Raw genomic sequence first — 20,650 nt, 5'->3', positions numbered from 1 at the left:
TCAGTTTTGAGATGCAAAATTACGATTATTAGACGTAGTTTCCCATACCTATAAACAATCAAGATGTTAATTTTAATGACTTTAATATCGCAAAATAGAGATTCAAAATCCCAACAGAAACTATGAAAAATTTAGATAAAATTCTCAAGAAAGTAAGCTACAAGAAAATCCCATTCAAGATTATGAAAACGCAGCACTTGTTGATAAAAGCAAAAATCAACGGGATAAAAGGGAATTTTATTTTAGATACTGGCGCCTCAAACAGCTGCATTGGTTTTGAAAGTATAGAAGTATTTCAATTACAACCCAAAAACTCAGACACCAAGGCCTCCGGAGCTGGTGCCACAGGAATGGAAACCCAATTGGCTTTGAAAAACAAACTCCAATTAGGTACATGGAAAGACAACCATTTCAACCTCGTAATTTTTGATTTATCACACGTAAATACGGCTTTATTGGCCCACAAAGCCAAACCCGTTCACGGAATAATAGGTGCTGATATCTTGATGAAAGGAAAAGGAATCATTGACTACTTTAACAATTGCTTATATTTGTTAAAATAATGTGTTTAAAAAATTGGATAACTACTTTTTTATAATACTTCTAATACCTACTCAATTATGAAGAAAATTTTACTTTCCTTTTTTTTATTCACGTCGTTGAGTTTTTACGCTCAAGTTGCTAATTTGACTAATTGTGCAGGCACTAAAATTTTTAATTTAACACAAAACTACTCTTTACTGATTGGGAATTTAAACCCTACTCAAACTACAGTAACGTATCATCTTGCAGCCGCAGATGCATTAAGTGGCACCAATACAATCTCTAACCCTACCAGTTTTACCATTGCAGCTGCTCCTAGTAACGGCATAACATCACAAACTATTTATGCAAGAATTAATAACCTTGGCAACATTACCACAAATTATTTTAATTTGATAGTAAACACCGCTCTTATTCCTACTGCGATCATTAAACAAATAGATTGCATAAACAATGGCTCTGTGACCGTTAGTGCAACAGGAGGCACGCCTCCATACACGTATTCTAAAAATGGAAGTGTATTTACACCAAATAATGTTTTTAATAACTTAATTCCAGGCAGCTACTCTTTCGACGTAAAAGATGCCATTGGTTGCTTAAATATAGTTAATACTGTAGTAACAATTGCTCAACCAACTCCTATTGTAATTACTGCTGCTAGTACATACATAAATTGTAGTGGTAATGCAGATGGCTCTATGACGGTATTTACTAGCGGAGGTACTTTACCTTACAAGTATTCATTAAATAACGGACCTAGCCAGGCCAGTACTGTATTTACAGGCTTATCAGCTGGAACCCACGTAATCACCGTAACAGATTCTAGTAATTGCATGGCTACTGCAACAGCAACCATAACCGAACCTCTTGCTTTAACAACCACAACTGTGAGCAGCAATCAATCTGTAATAGTAAATGCATCAGGCGGGGTATCTCCTTATTCATATTCATTAGATAATGGACAGGTTTTCCAAGTTAATAACACTTTTAATAATCTAGTTCCAGGAAATTACGTATTTCTCACGAGAGATAATAATGGCTGTACAACCCAAAATCCAATTGTTATAAATACGCCATCTCCGCTGATAAATGGACAACCCAAATTGACCATAGAATTCAAGGCCGGTCAAACATTGGCCGATCTTGTAGTTGAAGGTCAAAATATTAAATGGTATTTAAATCAGAATCCATTGGCTGGAAAAACAAATAAAACAAGCCAAGTTCCTTTGCCATTAACCACTGTTATTGTGGATGGAACCACCTATTATGCATCACAAACGATAAACGGAATTGAAAGCGTGCAAAGACTAGCGGTAACTGTAAAATCTAGCACGTTGGGTATAGATGAATTGGCATTCAAAAACTTTTCTTTTTATCCAAATCCCGTGAAAAACGTTATTTCAATTTCAAATGATTCCATTATTGATGAAATAACATTTATTTCTATCAAAGGAGAAACAATTTTAACCCAGAAGCCTAATAGTCTGAGTGCTGAAATTGATTTATCTAATTTATCTGCAGGTATTTATTTTTTAAAAGTAACATCAGATGGAGTTAAAAAAACAGTAAAAATTATAAAAACTAAGTAAATAATATACCCCATCAAAAAACCCGACTTGAGTACAAGTCGGGTTTTTCTTTTATTTCGAAAAATTGTATTCTTTGTAATTACAATTCCAATGCTTTTTTAGGATTGTTATCCATCAATAATTCCATTGGGTTTTCTAAAGCTTCTTTTACTGCTACTAAGAAACCAACAGACTCACGACCATCAATAATTCTGTGGTCATAAGAAAGTGCCACATACATCATTGGGTGAATTTCAACTTTACCATTTACAGCAATTGGACGCTCAATAATGTTGTGCATTCCTAGAATCCCTGATTGTGGTGGGTTGATAATTGGAGTTGACAACATAGAACCAAATACACCACCATTAGTGATTGTAAATGTTCCACCAGTCATATCATCTACTGTAATTTGACCATCACGCGCTTTGATTGCTAATCTTTTAATATCAGCTTCAACTCCACGGAAAGTCAAGTTCTCTGCATTACGAACCACAGGAACCATTAATCCTTTTGGTCCAGAAACTGCAATTGAAATATCGCAAAAATCAAAAGCTATTTTATGATCGCCATCCATCATAGAGTTAACGTCTGGATATAATTGTAATGCTCTTGTTACTGCTTTTGTAAAAAATGACATGTAACCTAATCCTACCCCACCATGTTTAGCTTTGAAAGCGTCTTTATATTCATTACGAATCAAGTTGATCGGTGTCATGTTTACTTCATTAAAAGTAGTTAACATGGCTGTTTCGTTTTTAGCGGCAACTAATCTTTCAGCCACTTTACGACGCAACATAGACAACTTTGTACGCTCTGTACCTCTAGATCCTCCAGTAGGAGTTCCCATTGATGGCACTGCATTTACAGCATCTTCTTTTGTAATTCTTCCGCCTTTACCTGTACCAGAGACAGTGGTTGGCGCTATATTTTTTTCGTCTAATATTTTTCTTGCTGCTGGAGATGCATGTCCTTCAGCTGCTGATGGTGGTGTTTGTGCCACTGGTGCCGCTTTTGGAGCTACAGTTTCTACAACTGCTTTTGGTCCCGAAGTCTCGGGATCAACTGCTGCCGCTGGTGCATCGCCTGATGGTTTTGCAGCACTTGTATCAATCAAACAAACTACTGCTCCTACTGCTACAGCATCACCTTCTTCTGCTTTTAATGTAATGATTCCGCTAGCTTCAGCTGGCAATTCAAGTGTTGCTTTGTCTGAATCAACTTCAGCAATTGCTTGATCTTTTTCTACATAATCTCCATCTTTTACTAACCAAGTTGCAATTTCAACTTCTTTTATAGATTCCCCTGGCGAAGGGACTTTCATTTCTAAAATCATCTTTGTTATTGTTTAAGGTGTGAATTGTTTAAAGTTCAAAGTCACCCAAAAGTAGCTTTAAACCTTAAACTTTAAACTATTTTTTATCTAAATAAATTTTTGTCAAATACCATTCTAATTGCATCAGCGTGACGTCTTTTTGCTCTAGTGTAACTTCCTGCTGCTGGTGCTGCATAGGCTTTTAGAGATGCTAATCTCCATTTTACCAAATCAAAATTCATCAACATATAACTATAAGCTCCCATGTTTTTTGGCTCTTCTTGCGCCCAAACATAATCATCTGCATTTGGATACTGTGCAATTATCGCTTTAAGTTGTTCAACCGGTAGTGGAAACAATTGCTCCACACGAACTACTGCAACGTCATTACGACCGTTGTTGGTTCTTTCGGCTACAATATCATAGTAAAATTTACCCGTACAGAATACTAGGGTTTTTACCTCTGCTTTGTTTACTGTAGCGTCATCTATAGTTTCTTGAAATTCTCCATTGGCTAATTCCTCAACTGTAGAAACACATCTTGGATCACGCAATAAACTTTTTGGTGAAAACACAACTAGCGGCTTACGGAAATTGGTTTTCATTTGTCTTCTCAACAAGTGAAAAAAGTTGGCTGGCGTAGTACAATCGGCAACGTACATGTTGTGACGTGCACAAAGTTGTAAATATCGTTCCATTCTTGCCGATGAGTGCTCTGCTCCTTGTCCTTCATACCCATGAGGCAACAATAAAACAATACCGTTCTGGTTGTTCCATTTGTCTTCGCCACATGAAATGTATTGGTCAATCATGATTTGAGCTCCATTGGAGAAATCCCCAAATTGTGCTTCCCAAATGGTAAGTGCATTTGGATTTGCTAGTGCATACCCGTAATCAAAACCAAGTACGCCGTACTCTGAAAGTAATGAATTGAAAATACGGAATTTTCCTTTTTTGTTTTGGATGTGATCCAATAATACTACTTCTTCCTCTGAGTCCTCAACTTTTACTACTGCGTGACGGTGTGAAAAAGTACCACGCTCAACATCTTGTCCTGAAATTCGAACATCATAACCTTCTGTCAATAATGATCCATAAGCAAGTGTTTCTGCAGTTCCCCAGTCAATAGTATTGTTATCATAGACTGTTTTTCTATCGGTAACAATTTTTGTGATTTTATTAAGGAATTTCTTGTCTGTTGGTAAACTTGATACGGTTGAAATAATAGAATCTAAAGTTGCTTTATCAACCTTGGTATCTACTTTTTGAAGCATCACATCATTTGACACTTGCTTGAATCCATCCCATTCGTTTTGCATGAACGGAGTGATGATTGTTAAATCTTTTTTACGGGAAGCCTCTAAGTTTTGATCCAGATCGTCTTTGTATTCTTTCTCTAAAGTTTTAACTAAATCAGCGTTTATAACCCCTTCAGAAAGTAACTTTTCAGTATACAAATCTCTTGGGTTTTTGTGCTTTGCAATAATTTTATATAAAACGGGTTGTGTAAAACGAGGTTCGTCACCTTCATTATGACCGTATTTTCTATATCCTAATAAATCAATAAATACATCACACCCAAATTGCATACGGAAATCTAATGCAAACTGCATAGCGTGTACTACAGACTCTGCATCATCAGCGTTTACATGCAATACTGGCGAGAGTGTAACCTTTGCAACATCGGTACAATACGTAGAAGAACGGGCATCAAGATAGTTTGTTGTAAAACCTACTTGATTGTTGATCACAATGTGAATGGTACCGCCTGTTTTATACCCATCAAGCTGCGCCATTTGAACAATTTCATACAAAATTCCTTGTCCTGCAATGGCAGCATCACCATGAACTGCAATAGGTAAAACTTTAGAGAAATCGTCTGGAAAATATTTATCTTGTTTGGCACGTGTAATACCTTCAATAACTGCTCCTACCGTCTCAAGATGCGAAGGATTTGGCGCCAAATTAATATTTATTTTTTTGCCAGTACTTGTTACTTTATCAGCCGTTAAACCTAAATGGTATTTTACATCTCCATCAAAGTACTCCTGATCATAATCTTTACCATCAAATTCACCAAAAATATCTTGGGTTGATTTACCAAAAATATTAGCCAAAACATTAAGACGACCACGGTGGGCCATCCCCATTACAAATTGCTCTACACCTTTCTCTGCTGCTTTCTCAATAAGCGCATCAAGTGCTGGTATGATTGACTCACCACCTTCTAATGAAAAACGTTTTTGACCCACATATTTGGTATGCAAAAAGTTTTCAAAAGACACTGCTTGATTCAGTTTATTTAAAATTGCTTTTTTCTCATCGTTAGAAAACTTAGGTTGATTGTCATTTACCCCAAGTTTTTTCTGGATCCACTCTACCACTTCAGGTTTACGAATATACATATACTCAATACCGATGTGCTGACAATATATTGTATCTAAATGTGTAATAATTTCTTGAAGTGTACACGGTTGGATATTTATCGCTTTTGCAGCATCAAAAACAGTATTCAAATCTGATGATGACAAACCAAAATTAACAATATCAAGTGTAGGAGATACGGTACGTCTTGCTCTAACAGGATTTGTTTTTGTAAACAAATGTCCTCGTGTACGATACCCATCGATTAGCTTAAGAACATTAAATTCTTTTTGGAGTTTATCAGAAACCAGACTTACATCAGTATTGGTAGAGGCAAAATTTGCCAATTGTGCTACTGGATTTTCCTCATTGTAAGTCGTCATCCCAAAGTCAAAACCTTGAAAAAAACTTCTCCAACTTGGCTCAACGCTATCTGGATTCTCTAAATATTGATCGTATAACTGTGCAAAAAATTCGGTGTGTGCTGCGTTTAAAAATGAAAACCTATCCATAATATGTAGTGAATATACTTTTTTGTTAAAATAGTTTGGCAAAAGTACGATAATACAATAAATTTATAATTTATTTTAAGATACTTTTACGTTGAATATTGTTAAAAAACTAAAAACTTATAGCTATGAAATGTTTTTTCAATCGTTTTAGAACCCTTTTTGTCTTGTTTGTCTTGTTTTTTTTTAATGAAGTGAAGGCACAGCAAGACAATACATCTACTCCAAAAGAGCAACAATTTTGGGATAAAGTACAATTTGGCGGCGGCATAGGTCTTGGCTTTGGGTCAGGGTATACTGATATCTCTTTAGCTCCAAGTGCCATTTACAATGTAAATGAATATGGTTCTATAGGAGTTGGCTTGCAGTATAAATACTTAAAACAACAAAATAGCTTTGCCTCACACTTGTATGGCGGGAGTGTTATTGGGCTTTTAAATCCTTTACCGGAAATTCAATTATCAGCAGAATTAGAACAACTCAGAGTAAACGTTAATTTAGACGGATCTAACAGTAATTCTCAAAGTTTCTGGAACACGGGTCTATTCTTGGGAGCGGGTTATCGCTCTGGATTTGCAACTATTGGAGTTCGGTATAATGTGATAGATGATGAAAACAATATTTACGGAAGCCGTTTTATGCCTTTTGTAAGGTTGTATTTTTAGTTTTGCTTAAACAGTTGCTGTAAAAGCTTTATTTGTATTTGTTTTTAAACCATACTTTTTGCCATTCTCTTTTTAGAATTAAGAAAGCAACTTGTTCTGCTAGGATTACCAAATCAGATCCATCTAATTTTTTTATTTCTTCTTCAGAAACATCAATTATATAAAGTAAATTGAGGTATTCAGCAAACTTGTATTGAATGAGTCGGTAGATTTTTTCATGCAATTCCAGCTTTAATTCATTAGGAGAAATACTCAAAGGAAAATCAACCGCTTCATTTGCTAAATTGAAATCCTTATTCATTTGTTCAATTAACTTTAAATACAAGTTATCTCCTTCTGCTTCAGAAAGTAGTAAATCGGTGTTTTTAGGGGCTACAAACATATATTTAAAAATTTCAATGTCAATTTTAAAATCAGTATTAATCCTAGTCAACCAAACTTAAAGTCAATTTTTCAAAAGTATTTTTTAAATTTTGATTCGCTATTGTCGTTGGTTTTTTAAACCTTTCTACCCATCAGGTTTTCACCAAAAGCTTTCAGCATTTCCTTTTTCTCAATATTGATGTTCATTTTATCAAGAGTTTGGAACGCCTTAAACGTAAATTCTTGTATCGCATCCTGAGTAGCTTTGGACGCACCTGAACTATTAAAAAGTGCCTTAACGCGTTCTATCTTATCGGTATTATCTTCCGGTTGAATAGAAAACAAGCTTTTCAGCTCCTCAGCTTCTTTTTCATTTGAAAAAGCAACTGCTTTAAGGTATAAATAGGTTTTTTTGTTTTCAATGATATCTCCGCCAACTTGTTTTCCAAAAGTTTCTGGGTTTCCAAAAGCGTCTAAAAAGTCATCTTGCAATTGGAAAGCCAATCCTAAATTAAGACCAAAATCATAAATTAAATTTGCATTTTCAACTGAAGTTTCGGCAATAATTGCTCCCATTTTCATGGCTGCTGCCACTAAAACAGCTGTTTTATACTGAATCATTTTTAAATATTCAGGAATGGTAACATCTGTACGATCTTCAAAATCAACATCCCATTGTTGCCCTTCGCAAACTTCAAGAGCTGTTTTGCTAAATAACTTGGCTAAATCTCTAAAAATCAACGGCTCGTATTGCTCAAAATACTGATAGGCAAGAATTAACATTGCATCACCAGACAAGATACCAGTATTAATATTCCATTTTTCATGCACCGTTTCATGACCTCTACGCAAAGGAGCATCATCCATAATATCATCATGCACCAGAGAGAAATTATGAAAAACCTCAACCGCTAAGGCTGCTGGAAGTGCTTTTTTATAATCGGCATCAAAAACCTCAGCACTCATTAAAGTCAATACTGGGCGCATTCTTTTACCACCTAAATCTAAAATATAATGAATAGGCTCATACAAATTCCTTGGTTCTTTGGTTTCATATTGAGATTGCAAATAAGCAGAAAGGAACTCTTGATATTGAACGATATTGTGCATTGTTGTTTTGTTTAGCGTTTAAAATTAAAAAAGGAATACAAAATATCCCAACTTTTGAACTTTATATTCGCAAAGAAACTCAAAAAACTTCAAACTAGCTAAAATGTTAAAGTTACTCAAACGTTAAATAAATCTAAATACTCAGGAAACTTATTTGGTATTTAAAGTTTCCGTCTTACATTTGCACTCGAAATTGACTGCTTCAGTTATCTACTTTCCCAATTGAAAACATTGTTGCTTTCTTTTCTAATTTAAAATATTCAAATCCTTATGAAAACCACTTGGACCATTGACTCGAATCAATCTGATGTTCTTATTAAAATGAGACACTCTATCATTGCGTATTTAGCGGGCAGCATCAATGAATTTGACGGTCATATTGACATAGATAATAATGAAATAGCCGATGCATCAATCGCTTTTTCACTTGATGTAAATAGCAGAGACGCTACATTAGAACAAATAGACAATCACTTAAAGATGAATGATTTCTTTAATGTGAAGGAATATCCATTAATTAGTTTTAAATCTACTTCATTTGAAAAAGTTACTCCTAATATCAATTTCTTAAAAGGAAATCTCACCATTAAAAATATCACCAAATCAGTAGAACTTGACGCAGAATTTATTGGAATTAACGCTTACAATGGCAACAAAAAAGCTGCTTTTGAGATCACAGCCAATATCAATCGAAAAGATTTTGGCTTGACGCAAAATTCCTTTCAACAAGCAAGCGGACTTGCTCTAGGTCAGGATATTAAGTTAATTGCCAATCTAGAATTTACAGTATAATCAATAATGAAAAGCTAACGTTAAATAATTACTAATAAAACGGAAACTTATTTAGTTTCTAAAGTTTCCGCTGTATCTTTGCATAGAATTTAAACAGACGTTGAGCGTCTATTAGCTCCAAAAAAAAAACCAACTATAATTGCACAATTAAAATGAAAGAGAAAATCATATCTAAAGCTAAGGAAATGTTTTTGAAACTGGGTTTCAAGAGTATCACTATGGATGATATTGCAGGCGAAATGTGTATTTCAAAAAAAACAATTTACAAGTATTTTGCTAATAAAGAGTTACTCATAGAAGAAAGTGTTCAAGTGATTCATACTGAAGTAAACACGATCATAAACACGATAACCTCTCAAGATTTTAATGCCATTGAAGAGAATTTTGAAATCAGACGGATGTTTGAAAACATGTTTAAGTCTACTGATACTTCACCGGTGTACCAATTAAAGAAGCACTACCCTGAGGTGTACCAAAAAGTGTTATCTGATCAAGTAGAAATGTGCGAGTCCTGTTTTAGGAAAAATATCGAAAAAGGGATAGCCCAAGGTTTATATCGCAAAGACCTAAATGTAGATGCATATGTCAAGTTTTATTACATGTTAATTTTTTCGATCAACGAAAATATTAGGTCAGAACGAGAAGCCTTTGCGCTTGAAATGGAAGCACTACAATACCATACTAGAGCAATGGCAACAGACAAGGGCATACTAGAATTAGAAAAAAATTTAATCAAATCAAGCTTATAAAATGAGAAAAACAATTATACTAATGACCGTGCTGCTTTCTTTAAGCATCAATGCACAAGAAATAAAAAGCCTTACTTTACAAGACGCAATCGTATACGCATTGGAGAATAAAGCCGATGCAAAAAAGGCAAGATTACAAGTAGAAAAAGGAGAATACGAAATTCAAGAAGTTCGTTCAAGGGCTTTGCCGCAAATTGCCGCAAATGGTAGCTTAAATTACAACCCAATTTTACAAACTACCGTAATTGACGGAGCTGGATTCGGTCAACCTGGAACTACAATTCAAGCTGCTTTTGGTCAAAAATGGAGCTCAACCGCAGGAATTTCCCTTAATCAAGCCTTATACGACCAAGCTGTATTTATAGGTTTGAAGGCGGCAAAATCAACTCGTGAGTTTTACCAAATAAACGCACAATTAACTGAAGAGCAAGTTATAGAGCGTGTAGCCAATGCGTACTACCAAGTTTACGTAACACGCCAAAACTTAACTGTACTAGACAATAACCTTAAAAACACCACAAAAGTTAAGGACATCATAAAAGGACAATACGATAACGGATTGGCCAAAAAAATTGACTTAGACAGAACTTTAGTTCGTATCTCAAACATCAATACACTACGTCAGCAAACCATAAATGCCGTTACACTGCAAGAAAATGCACTGAAATTTTTTATGGGTTTACCAATGGATACTCGCATTTCTATTCCTGAAACGGAATTCGAAATTACTCCAAATGTTCTTTCACTGACTCCAGATACAAAAACAAGAACCGAATATTTATTGCTTAAAAAGAACGAACAATTATTGGAGTACCAAAAAAAATCTATAGAGGCTGCCTACTACCCAAGTTTATCACTTACCGGAGGATATAACTTCATCGGTCAAGGTCCAGAGATGCCTTGGTTCAAGAAACCATCAGATGGAGTGTACTGGTCTGATTTTGCTTCGGTAGGCTTAAATTTACGCATCCCAATCTTTTCGGGATTTGGAACAAAATCAAGAGTAAGCCAAGCTGATAACAAACTTGCTTCTATAAAAGTTGATTTAGAAGAAACGAAACTAGCATTGGATTTACAATATACCAACGCTAGAACACAAATCGAGAATAGCATCGTATCGATCAACAATCAAAAAGAAAACGCGAAACTAGCGCAAGAAGTCTTGACCAATACTAACAACAACTATACTCAAGGCCTAGCATCCTTAACGGATCTACTTGAAGCAGAAAGTGAACTTGTTGTTGCCCAAAACAATTACACTACAGCGCTATTAGAATATAAATTAGCCGAAATACAATTAATTAAAGCAAAAGGAGAACTAAAAACATTAACCAATAAATAATCAAAATGAAAAAAATTATCATAACCGTAGTTGTAATTGCTGCCTCTCTAGGAATTATTGCTTACGTACTTACCAATAACAAAAAAGAGAACGAAGCTAAAACTGCGATTGTAGCTGAGAAAAATGCAACGATATCCGTAAGAACTGATGTGGTAAAAACAGAAGAAGTTTCTCTTGACTTTGTTTCTAACGGAAATTTTGAACCAGTTCAAGAATTAAAATTTTCAGCAGAAAAGTCAGGTAAAATAACCAAAATATTGGCCAAAGAAGGTGACTACGTAAGCGTAGGACAAACTCTTGCTATTGTGCGTAGTGATGTGGTGAATGTAAATGCTCAAAACGCAAATGCCATTTATCAAAACGCTGTTGCTGATTACAACCGATTTGAAAATGCATTTAAAACCGGAGGTGTAACCAAGCAACAACTAGACCAAGCCAAATTACAAATGGTAAATGCTAAGTCACAATTGACTCAAGCTAACATTAACGTGGGTGATACTAGAATTAAAGCGCCAATAAGTGGGTTTATCAATAAAAAACACATTGAAGTAGGATCTATCATTACTGGAATGCCTGCAACACAATTATTTGATATTGTAAACGTATCGAAGTTAAAATTGAAAGTTAACGTAAACGAAAGTCAAGTAGCTGGATTAAGAGTAGGAACTGCTACTACTGTAGTTGCAAGTGTATATCCAGACAAAACTTTTTCAGGAAAAATAACTTTCATTGCTGCAAAAGCGGATGAAACTTTAAACTTCCCTGTTGAAATAGAAATTACAAACAACGCTAATAAAGACCTAAAAGCAGGAATGTACGGTACCGCTGCTTTTGCATCAAACCAACAAAAACAAGCTTTGAAAATTGTTCCACGAAATGCTTTTGTAGGTAGTGTGAGTAGTAACCAAATATTTGTAATTGAGAATGGAATTGCCAAGTTAAAAAAAGTAACTGCTGGTAGAATTCTAGGCGATAAAGTAGAGATCTTAAACGGCCTTGAAGATGGTGAGCAAGTAATTGTAACCGGACAAATCAATTTGCAAGACGGAAGCAAAGTGGAGGTTATTAAATAAGTCTTGAAGCCGAAAGTCTTAAAGCCATAAAGAAAAAAAACGTATGAAATTAGCAGAAATATCCATAAAACGTCCTTCATTAGTTATCGTATTATTTACGATTCTAACATTAGGAGGACTGTTCAGTTACAGCCAATTAGGCTATGAGTTGATCCCGAAATTTGAAACCAACGTGATTTCGATTGCAACGGTTTATCCCGGAGCATCACCTAGTGAGGTCGAAAATACCGTTACCAAGAAAATTGAAGACGCAATTTCATCTCTGGAAAACATCAAAAAAATTGATTCTAAGTCTTTTGAAAGTTTATCTTCGGTTTCGATAACATTAACATCTAATGCTGATGTAAATATTTCTATGAATGATGCACAGCGTAAAATAAATGCCATCATCAATGACTTACCAGATGACGCTCAGGCGCCTTCATTAAACAAGTTTTCGTTAAGCGATTTACCAATTATGACCATTGGTGCCAACGGAAAAATGGACGAAGTAGCTTTTTACGACTTAATAGACAAGAAACTTGCACCGGTACTTTCTCGTGTGCCAGGAGTAGCTCAAGTAAATATTACCGGTGGACAAGAAAGAGAAATTCAAGTAAACCTTGATGCCGTAAAAATGCAAGCCTACGGACTTTCTATTCCACAGGTACAACAGAATATTTTATCTTCGAACTTAGATTTTCCAACAGGAAATATTCAAACTAGAGAACAAAAAATATTAATTCGTTTAGCCGGAAAATATAAAAATGTCGAAGAATTAAGAAACTTAATTGTTTCCTCAAGAGGTGGAATCCAAGTGCGTTTAGGCGATATTGCTGATGTCCAGGATACCCAAAAAATTACAGAGAAAGTAGCTCGTGTGAATCAGAAAAGTGCGATTATTTTACAAATTATTAAGCAATCTGATGCCAACGCAGTTGCTGTAAGTGAAGAATTGGTGAAAACCATTGCGAAACTGGAAGGCGAATATAAAGCTGCCGATTTAAAACTAGAAATTGCCAAAGACAGTACAATTTTTACCCTTGAAGCTGCTGATGCCGTTGTGCACGATTTGCTTATTGCCGTTCTTTTAGTGGCTTTTGTAATGCTATTTTTCTTGCACAGTATTCGAAACTCCTTGATTGTAATGGTATCTATTCCTGCTTCGTTAATTGCCACTTTTATTGGGATTTACTTAATGGGCTACACCTTGAACTTAATGAGTTTGTTAGGATTGTCTCTCGTTGTAGGTATTCTTGTGGATGACGCCATTGTGGTTTTGGAGAATATTTACAGGCACATGGAAATGGGCAAAAACAAAGTTCGAGCTGCCTATGATGGTACAGCCGAAATTGGTGGAACTGTAGTATCGATTACGCTTGTAATTGTGGTTGTGTTTTTACCAATTGCATTGAGTTCTGGTCTGGTTTCTAATATTATTACGCAATTTTGTGTCACGGTAATTATATCCACTTTGTTGTCATTAGTTGCTTCGTTTACTATTATTCCTTGGTTATCATCTAGATACGGAAAATTAGAACATATTACAGGTAAAAACCTTTTTGGACGAATCATTCTTGGTTTTGAAAGTTATTTAACCCGTTTCATCAACTGGATCTCAGGATTACTGACATGGTCTTTGGATCATTATAAAACAACACTTGCCATTGTTTTAGTTTTATTCTTCAGCTCAATTGCATTAGTACCAGCAGGATTTATTGGTGGTGAATTCTTTGCAGCATCGGATAGTGGTGAGTTTTTAGTTCAAATCGAAATGCCAAAAGATGCCTCGCTAGAACAAACCAACTTTATGACACAAAAAGCAGAAGCCTTTTTAGACAAAGAAGATTTTGTTCACAGTCAATTTACTATTGTGGGTCAAACTAGTGGTGGTATGGGGGCTTCACAATCAACTGCTTATAAAGCAGAAATTAACGTGAAAATGGTTGAATTAGACCAACGTAATGAACCTGCAAATGTTTACGCTGCAAAAACCAAACGTAAATTAGAAAAATTACTAGTGGGTGCCAAAGTAAAAACGGTTCCCGTAGGTATTTTAGGAACAGCTGAAGATGCTACTTTAGGACTTATTGTAACAGGTCCAGATGTAGCAAGTGCTATGAAATTTGCTATTGCTGCCGAAAAAGAATTGCGTTCTATTCCAGGTGCAACAGAAATTGAATTATCAGTAGAGGACGGAAATCCTGAAGTAAGCGTAAAAGTAGACAGAGATAAAATGGCCGCACTTGGTTTGAGTTTACAAACCGTAGGTATGACTATGCAAACTGCTTTTAGTGGAAACACAGACGGACGTTTTAGAGCTGGAGAATACGAATACGACATCAATATTAAGTATAATGCTTTCGATAGAAAAAGTATTGCCGATGTAAGCAACTTGATATTCATCAATGATATGGGTCAACAAATTAAGTTAAATCAATTTGCAACCGTTACGGAAGGTTCTGGTCCAAGCCAATTAGAGCGTAGAGACAAAACAGCGTCTGTAACTGTTAAAGGCCAAAATGTTGGTATCTCTTCTGGAACTATTGTATCACAATGGGAAGAGAAAATTGACAAATTGAAGAAACCAGTTGGTGTAGACTATATTTGGGGTGGACAAAAAGAGAATGAAACAGAAGGTTTTGGAACCTTAGGAATTGCTTTATTGGCTGCTATTATCCTGGTTTACCTAGTAATGGTTTCGTTATACGACAGTTTTGCACACCCATTTGTGGTATTGTTTGCTATTCCGCTTTCGTTTATTGGAGCATTATTAGCCTTGGCTTTGACCAATAATACGTTGAATATTTTTACTATTCTTGGGGTGATTATGTTAATTGGTCTAGTTTGTAAAAATGCGATTATGCTTGTGGATTACACCAATCAGCGAAGAGCTGCGGGTGAGAGCATCAGAACCGCATTAATTCAAGCGAATCACGCACGTCTTCGTCCTATTTTGATGACAACCATTGCGATGGTATTTGGTATGTTCCCAATTGCATTAGCATCTGGTGCTGGTGCCGAATGGAAAAACGGTTTGGCTTGGGTAATTATTGGTGGTTTAATTTCATCATTATTCCTAACCTTGATTATTGTTCCGGTGATTTATGAAATCATGGAGAAACTAATTGCTAAATTCTCTAAAGGTCAAAAAGTAAATTATGAAGCTGAGATGATTGCTGATTACGAACACAGAGAATTAAATGAGGACGGAGTTACTCCAAAACACTAACACCTTCTCACATCATAACAAACGACCTGCTCTTAATAGATGCAGGTCGTTTTTTTTTTATAATTAAGTTTAAATTAAATGGCTTACAGCTTTTTAATTACATAAGTTACAATCCCCCAAATGATGAGTTCGTTTTCCTCAGTGACTTTTATGGGTGGATAATCTGGATTTTCTGGCATGAGATACAAACAATCTTTTTCTACCTTCATTCGCTTTACGGTAAACTCTCCATCAATAAAACAAATGGCTATTTTATTATTTTGTGGCTCTAGGCTTCGGTCAACAACAAGAACATCCTTGTCATCAATACCTGCATCAATCATAGAGTTTCCTTTGACCTTAATATAAAAAGTAGCCAGCGGGTTTTCACTCAATTGTTTGTTCAAATCGATACTCATTTCCATAAAATCAGCAGCTGGCGATGGAAATCCTGCTGAAACTCCTTCGTTTATAAAAGGAATGCGCAATTCACTTTCAAAATCAGGAAAGTAAAAAGTAAGTTTGGATGTTTTATTTACTGGCATTTTATTTCAAGTATATCTTTAAAACTGGTGGTGTATCTAGGTGACAAATGGTTTTGTTTCATATTCCAGGTCAAACTTAAATTCTGCGATGCTAGTTTTATTTTTTTGTCGCCTATTTTAGCATTCAACCCATCAATTACTTTCATTAGTTGTAAATGTTTGGGGTTTTCTTCCTCAAAAAGATCAAACTGTTTTTTATTTTCATCAATAAGTTCAGTAACAATTACACCTGCTTTTTTAAATTTTAAGTGGTCATTGCCTGCATGAAGTTTTTTAAGTAAGGTAATCGCGGCATTGGCAATAGTCAATGTAGAATTAGACCCATAAGGCAATGTTACGGCGCAATTAAAATAATATTTAGATGTTTGTATGCTGTGTTTGTCTACAACTAGCATGACTATTATGGTGTGGCAACAAGATTTTTGCTTGCGTAATTTCTCGGCACATTGCGCAGCAAAAGTAGCTACACGCTCTCGTAATAAATCAAACTCCGCAATTTGTTTAGGAAAACTTCTGGTAGTAGCAATACTCTTTTTTTGGGTAGCAATAGGCTCTAGGTCTAAGACAGATTTACCTTCTAGTTCATACTTTAAACGCATTCCCAGTACACCCATTTCTTTTTTTATCCAAGCCTCATGTTGTGGTGCGGTAAAGTCAAGAGCGGTTGCTATATTTCTAGTTTTCATTTTCTTATTCAGTCGATGTCCTATCCCCCAAACATCTTCAATCTTAGTCCATTTAAGTGCTTTTACTCGCTTTTCATCACTATCTATAACATAAACACCTTGCGTTCTATCTTGGAATTTTTTAGCAATCTTATTAGCTACTTTTGATAATGCTTTGGTTTCGGCAAAGCCAATACAAACCGGAATACCAACCCATTTGTGCACTCGGCTCTTCATTTGAATTCCATACTGGTGATAGTCCTCAATTGATAATCCATCAAAGTTTAAAAAAGCTTCATCAATACTATAAATCTCTACATTTGGTGTAAACTGCTCTAAAATCTTCATTACTCGATTGCTCAAATCACCATACAAGGCATAATTTGAAGAAAATAATTGCACATCATGCTGTTTTACAATTTCTTTTATTTGAAAAGCGGGCGCTCCCATTCCTATTCCTACCGCTTTCGCCTCATTACTACGTGAAATGACACAACCGTCATTATTAGACAAAATTGCAACAGGTTTCCCGTTGAATTTCGGCTGAAAAACACGTTCGCATGAGGCATAAAAATTGTTACAATCTACTAGTGCATACATGCTACAAAATTACTCAATATCAGTTGAAGCGTGTTCGTAACAGAAGTTAATTTTAAGCAGTGTTGATAAGTAGTTTGATTCTATTTGCTTAAAAAATTAAAAATAACCACTCTTTTGAAAATATTTTTGGTTTAAAATTAATTCTATACATCATTGATATACTGCATTTTAAACGATATAAAAACTACAACAGCAGCAGTTTAAATACTAGTTCTAGATCACAGCTACTTTTTTTTGGCACACTACTTGAATACCCCTATTCAACTAAACAGTTAAAGCGAAAGCCGAAAAGCTCAAGAGTAGGCAAAATTCAAAATAGAAGTATCATGAAAAAAATTACCCTTTTAGTTGCTAGTATCTTCGTATTTGGAGGTAGTGTTGCCAACGCAACAGAGAAAAAAGATTTCTCTGTAATTATAAAATCGTCTTCTCTTTATGACAATGACGAACCTGTAGAATTCATAGAAAGAGGCATTGCCTTTTATGTATTTCCTGATGGTCAACTGGATTTTAATACCAGGCCAACAACTCGCGGTGAGATGTATTACAAAGCAAACTCAAACAGTAGAGTCAATAGAACGTATGGAACACCTAATAGAAATCGTCTTATCAATTATGGAGTGAGAATTGAGCATGATAATCTAGGTCGCGTGAGACAAGTAGGTAATGTATTTATCAATTACGATGCTAACGACCGAGTGAAGCGAATAGGATCTGTTTACATGACTTACAATAGATTTGCTCTAGAGCGTGTGGGCGGATTAGAAATCATCTACAACCGTAGAGGACAAATTATAGACATGATAGGTACTGTAAAAGGCGGAAAAGCATACTACTATGGTCAAAATTCAAACTCTGTAGGCTATGGCAACAATCAAGACTCTTCTGATGAGGATTCTTATTATTACAGATCTACTAATCCAAAAAACAAAATTGAAGATCAAAAATCAAATAATACCCCTATAATAATCAACAGAAAGAATTAAAACTGTATAAACTAAAACCATAGGAAAAATTATCCTATGGTTTTTTATAATTTTATCAAGTAACAAAAAAGGCTATCCATATATAACTTGGATAGCCTTTTTAGATTTTTATTATTTTGAGAAGATTTATTGCATAGATACAATAATAAACTCACTTCTTCTATTGGCTTGATGTTGTGTCTCTGTACAGTTTGATTTGTTTGTAGGTTCACATCCACAATCGTTTACAAGTTGTGATTCGCCGTATCCTTTAGCGGTTAATCTACTAGCAGCTATACCGTTTTTTACCAACCATGCCTTAGTTGATTTAGCTCTTCTATCAGATAGCGCCTGGTTGTAAGCAACAGTTTGTCTGCAATCTGTATGGGATCTAATGTCGATGGTCATCTTTGGGTATTGTTGCATCACTGCTAATACTTTTTCTAGCTCAAATGCCGCATCCTTACGAATAAATGACTTGTCTAAATCAAAATAAAGCATTGGAATATCCAAGGTTTTAGCTAAATCTGTACCTACATTAACAGCTTTTTTTCTTGGCTCTAAGGCTAATGGGCCTTGCGTTACTCCAGATACTTTTGCTATTACAATTTTATTCTCTTTGGTTTCATACTCTGGCTTTTCTCCACGTAAATAATACGCCTTACCACATTCTACCTCAAAGCTGTAGGCTCCTGATAATGGAGTGGTAATTTCTTGGATCAAATTAAAATTCGCGTCAAACAAACTTACCTTAGCATTGGACAAGACTAAACCTGTATCTTGATCCTTGATGACTCCTTGAAGTGCTTGATTACAAACAGGAACAGGAAATTTATTGAATCTATAGATGTCGTCCGATCCTAATCCTCCCTCTCTATTGGAGGTTACAAATCCTTTTTTATTCTCTGCATCTATCACAAATGAAAAATCGTCTTGGGTACTGTTTATAGGTGTTCCTATGTTTTTTATGGTACTGCCGGGAGTTTTTGAGGACAAATCCATCACAAACACATCTAACCCTCCTAGTCCTGGGTGTCCATCACTGGCAAAGTACATTTTGTTATCTGGTGAGATATACGGAAAGGTTTCTCTTGCCTCTGTGTTGATAGGCAATCCTAGATTCTCTGGTGTCCCGTAGGTGTCATTAGCATTGATGCTTACTTTAAAAAGATCTGATAATCCCTTGGTACCTGGCATGTCTGATGCAAAATACAAGGTTTTCTCGTCTACACTCAGCGCTGGATGCGCTACACTGTATTCGTTACTGTTAAAAGGTAGCTCTTGTACATTGACCCATTTTCCGTTTTCGTTTGTGGCCTTGTAGAGTTTTAATAATATAATTCGTCTGCTGTCTTTTTGCTTTTTCCCGTTTAGGTAATTATTACGCGTGAAGTACATGGTTTGGCCATCTTTGGTAAAAACGGGTGTTGACTCATGAAATCTACTGTTGATGTTTTTATTGAATACCTCTGGTTTGCCCGCACTACCATCTGTACTGATCTGGGAGCTGTACAAGTTAGTGAAAGATTCATTGTTCCACTTGAACACTTTTTTTGCTACTCCGCCTGTATCTCGTGCTGAGGCAAAAAGTAAGGTGTTGTTGTAGTAAGCACTACCGTAATCTGAGTACGGGGAGTTGATTCCTGCATCAAAAATTTCATATTTTCCTGAATTTTCCTTGATGTCTTTTAAGTAATCGCGCTGACTTGCAAATAGTTTCCCTCGCTGGTCTGTGGCTGATTTTGCTATAAATTGCTCTAACATTTTATCGGCCTTAGCATAATTCCCTACGGCTTTTAATGATTGAGAATATCTGTAATAGTACTCTGGCTCTTGAGTGGGATTCATCTCAAAAAGTGCAGTGTACCACTTCTCTGCCTTGATCAAATCGGCTATGAAGAAATAGGAGTCTCCTAGCTTTTGAAACATTTTCTCGTCTTTGTAGCCTTTCTCTGCTACTTTCTCATAAGTAGCTATAGCATCAACGTAAGAATAATTTTCGAAGTTTTTATCTGCGGTTGCCACTCCTTTTTTTTGTGTATACCCCATTACTGTTGATACTAAAAAAACTACACAGCATCCGAAATGTTTGGCGCTTAATTTCATAACGTTATATTAAATTAAAAGAATCTAGGTGATGTAATTTTGTTGTATGTTTTGAATATTTCGTAACGAAGAAATATTTCATGTGATCCAGAATTGTAATTAGCCAATCGTGTGGTTTCCATATCGTATGCATACCCAATAAACCAAGAATCTGATACCTGAAAGCCTACCATGGCACTCAATGCA

At 35.5% G+C, this 20,650-nt stretch carries 17 protein-coding genes; 9 read left to right on the top strand and 8 right to left on the bottom strand.

Annotated features, from left to right (window positions below; genetic code table 11):
- Nucleotides 1-122 precede the first annotated feature (122 nt).
- Together IQ05_RS06340 and IQ05_RS06335 are read left to right on the top strand one after the other, a co-directional pair.
- Nucleotides 123-563, top strand: coding sequence for a retropepsin-like aspartic protease (locus tag IQ05_RS06340; RefSeq protein WP_144891172.1), 441 nt, complete (start codon nt 123-125; stop codon nt 561-563).
- Between the two features lie 57 nt (nt 564-620).
- Nucleotides 621-2,132: a T9SS type A sorting domain-containing protein gene (locus tag IQ05_RS06335; protein WP_144891170.1), complete on the top strand. Its 1,512-nt coding sequence runs from the start codon at nt 621-623 to the stop codon at nt 2,130-2,132.
- A 79-nt stretch (nt 2,133-2,211) separates the two neighbouring features.
- On the opposite strand, the gene odhB is transcribed toward IQ05_RS06335, so the two are convergent.
- Nucleotides 2,212-3,447, bottom strand: coding sequence for a 2-oxoglutarate dehydrogenase complex dihydrolipoyllysine-residue succinyltransferase (odhB, locus tag IQ05_RS06330; protein ID WP_144891167.1), 1,236 nt, complete (start codon nt 3,445-3,447; stop codon nt 2,212-2,214).
- Between the two features lie 83 nt (nt 3,448-3,530).
- Nucleotides 3,531-6,302 carry a 2-oxoglutarate dehydrogenase E1 component gene (locus IQ05_RS06325; protein WP_144891165.1) on the bottom strand — a complete coding sequence of 924 codons (2,772 nt, stop codon included), beginning with the start codon at nt 6,300-6,302 and terminating at the stop codon, nt 3,531-3,533.
- Nucleotides 6,303-6,427: 125 nt separating this feature from the next.
- Here IQ05_RS06325 and IQ05_RS06320 point away from each other — a divergent pair, with 125 nt between their 5' ends.
- Complete coding sequence (locus IQ05_RS06320; protein ID WP_144891163.1) at nt 6,428-6,964, top strand: porin family protein; 537 nt, start codon at nt 6,428-6,430, stop codon at nt 6,962-6,964.
- Nucleotides 6,965-6,992: 28 nt separating this feature from the next.
- Here IQ05_RS06320 and IQ05_RS06315 read toward each other — a convergent pair whose 3' ends face one another.
- On the bottom strand, nt 6,993-7,346 hold the full coding sequence (locus IQ05_RS06315) for a hypothetical protein (protein ID WP_144891161.1): 354 nt from the start codon (nt 7,344-7,346) through the stop codon (nt 6,993-6,995).
- A gap of 116 nt (nt 7,347-7,462) precedes the next feature.
- Nucleotides 7,463-8,437, bottom strand: a complete 975-nt coding sequence (locus tag IQ05_RS06310; protein WP_144891159.1) for a polyprenyl synthetase family protein — start codon at nt 8,435-8,437, stop codon at nt 7,463-7,465.
- Between the two features lie 270 nt (nt 8,438-8,707).
- Between IQ05_RS06310 and IQ05_RS06305 the strand changes: the two genes are divergently transcribed.
- From IQ05_RS06305 to IQ05_RS06285, 5 genes are all read left to right on the top strand, one after another.
- Nucleotides 8,708-9,229, top strand: a complete 522-nt coding sequence (locus IQ05_RS06305; RefSeq protein WP_144891157.1) for a YceI family protein — start codon at nt 8,708-8,710, stop codon at nt 9,227-9,229.
- A 152-nt stretch (nt 9,230-9,381) separates the two neighbouring features.
- Nucleotides 9,382-9,978 carry a TetR/AcrR family transcriptional regulator gene (locus IQ05_RS06300; RefSeq protein WP_144891155.1) on the top strand — a complete coding sequence of 199 codons (597 nt, stop codon included), beginning with the start codon at nt 9,382-9,384 and terminating at the stop codon, nt 9,976-9,978.
- Nucleotide 9,979: 1 nt separating this feature from the next.
- Complete coding sequence (locus tag IQ05_RS06295; protein ID WP_144891153.1) at nt 9,980-11,320, top strand: TolC family protein; 1,341 nt, start codon at nt 9,980-9,982, stop codon at nt 11,318-11,320.
- Nucleotides 11,321-11,325: 5 nt separating this feature from the next.
- Nucleotides 11,326-12,393 (top strand): efflux RND transporter periplasmic adaptor subunit, encoded by a 1,068-nt coding sequence (locus IQ05_RS06290; RefSeq protein ID WP_144891151.1) that lies wholly within the window; start codon nt 11,326-11,328, stop codon nt 12,391-12,393.
- Nucleotides 12,394-12,436: 43 nt separating this feature from the next.
- On the top strand, nt 12,437-15,604 hold the full coding sequence (locus IQ05_RS06285) for an efflux RND transporter permease subunit (protein ID WP_144891149.1): 3,168 nt from the start codon (nt 12,437-12,439) through the stop codon (nt 15,602-15,604).
- A gap of 83 nt (nt 15,605-15,687) precedes the next feature.
- On the opposite strand, the gene IQ05_RS06280 is transcribed toward IQ05_RS06285, so the two are convergent.
- Together IQ05_RS06280 and IQ05_RS06275 are read right to left on the bottom strand one after the other, a co-directional pair.
- Nucleotides 15,688-16,128: a LexA family protein gene (locus tag IQ05_RS06280; protein WP_144891147.1), complete on the bottom strand. Its 441-nt coding sequence runs from the start codon at nt 16,126-16,128 to the stop codon at nt 15,688-15,690.
- Nucleotides 16,119-17,393, bottom strand: a complete 1,275-nt coding sequence (locus IQ05_RS06275) for a Y-family DNA polymerase (RefSeq protein ID WP_144891145.1) — start codon at nt 17,391-17,393, stop codon at nt 16,119-16,121. Before IQ05_RS06275 ends, IQ05_RS06280 begins: the two co-directional genes overlap by 10 nt.
- 326 nt (nt 17,394-17,719) lie before the next feature.
- Here IQ05_RS06275 and IQ05_RS06270 point away from each other — a divergent pair, with 326 nt between their 5' ends.
- Nucleotides 17,720-18,379, top strand: a complete 660-nt coding sequence (locus IQ05_RS06270; protein WP_144891143.1) for a hypothetical protein — start codon at nt 17,720-17,722, stop codon at nt 18,377-18,379.
- A 126-nt stretch (nt 18,380-18,505) separates the two neighbouring features.
- On the opposite strand, the gene IQ05_RS06265 is transcribed toward IQ05_RS06270, so the two are convergent.
- A complete protein-coding gene (locus IQ05_RS06265; protein WP_167496931.1) occupies nt 18,506-20,464 on the bottom strand; it encodes an OmpA family protein in 1,959 nt (652 codons plus the stop codon).
- 14 nt (nt 20,465-20,478) lie between these two features.
- Nucleotides 20,479-20,650 (bottom strand): type IX secretion system membrane protein PorP/SprF (locus IQ05_RS06260; RefSeq protein WP_144891139.1); only part of this gene is annotated, 172 nt, incomplete at its 5' end.

It is taken from the genome of Flavobacterium tiangeerense, assembly GCF_007830355.1.
Taxonomy (GTDB): domain Bacteria; phylum Bacteroidota; class Bacteroidia; order Flavobacteriales; family Flavobacteriaceae; genus Flavobacterium; species Flavobacterium tiangeerense.
This window is presented reverse-complemented; position numbering and strand designations above follow the sequence as displayed.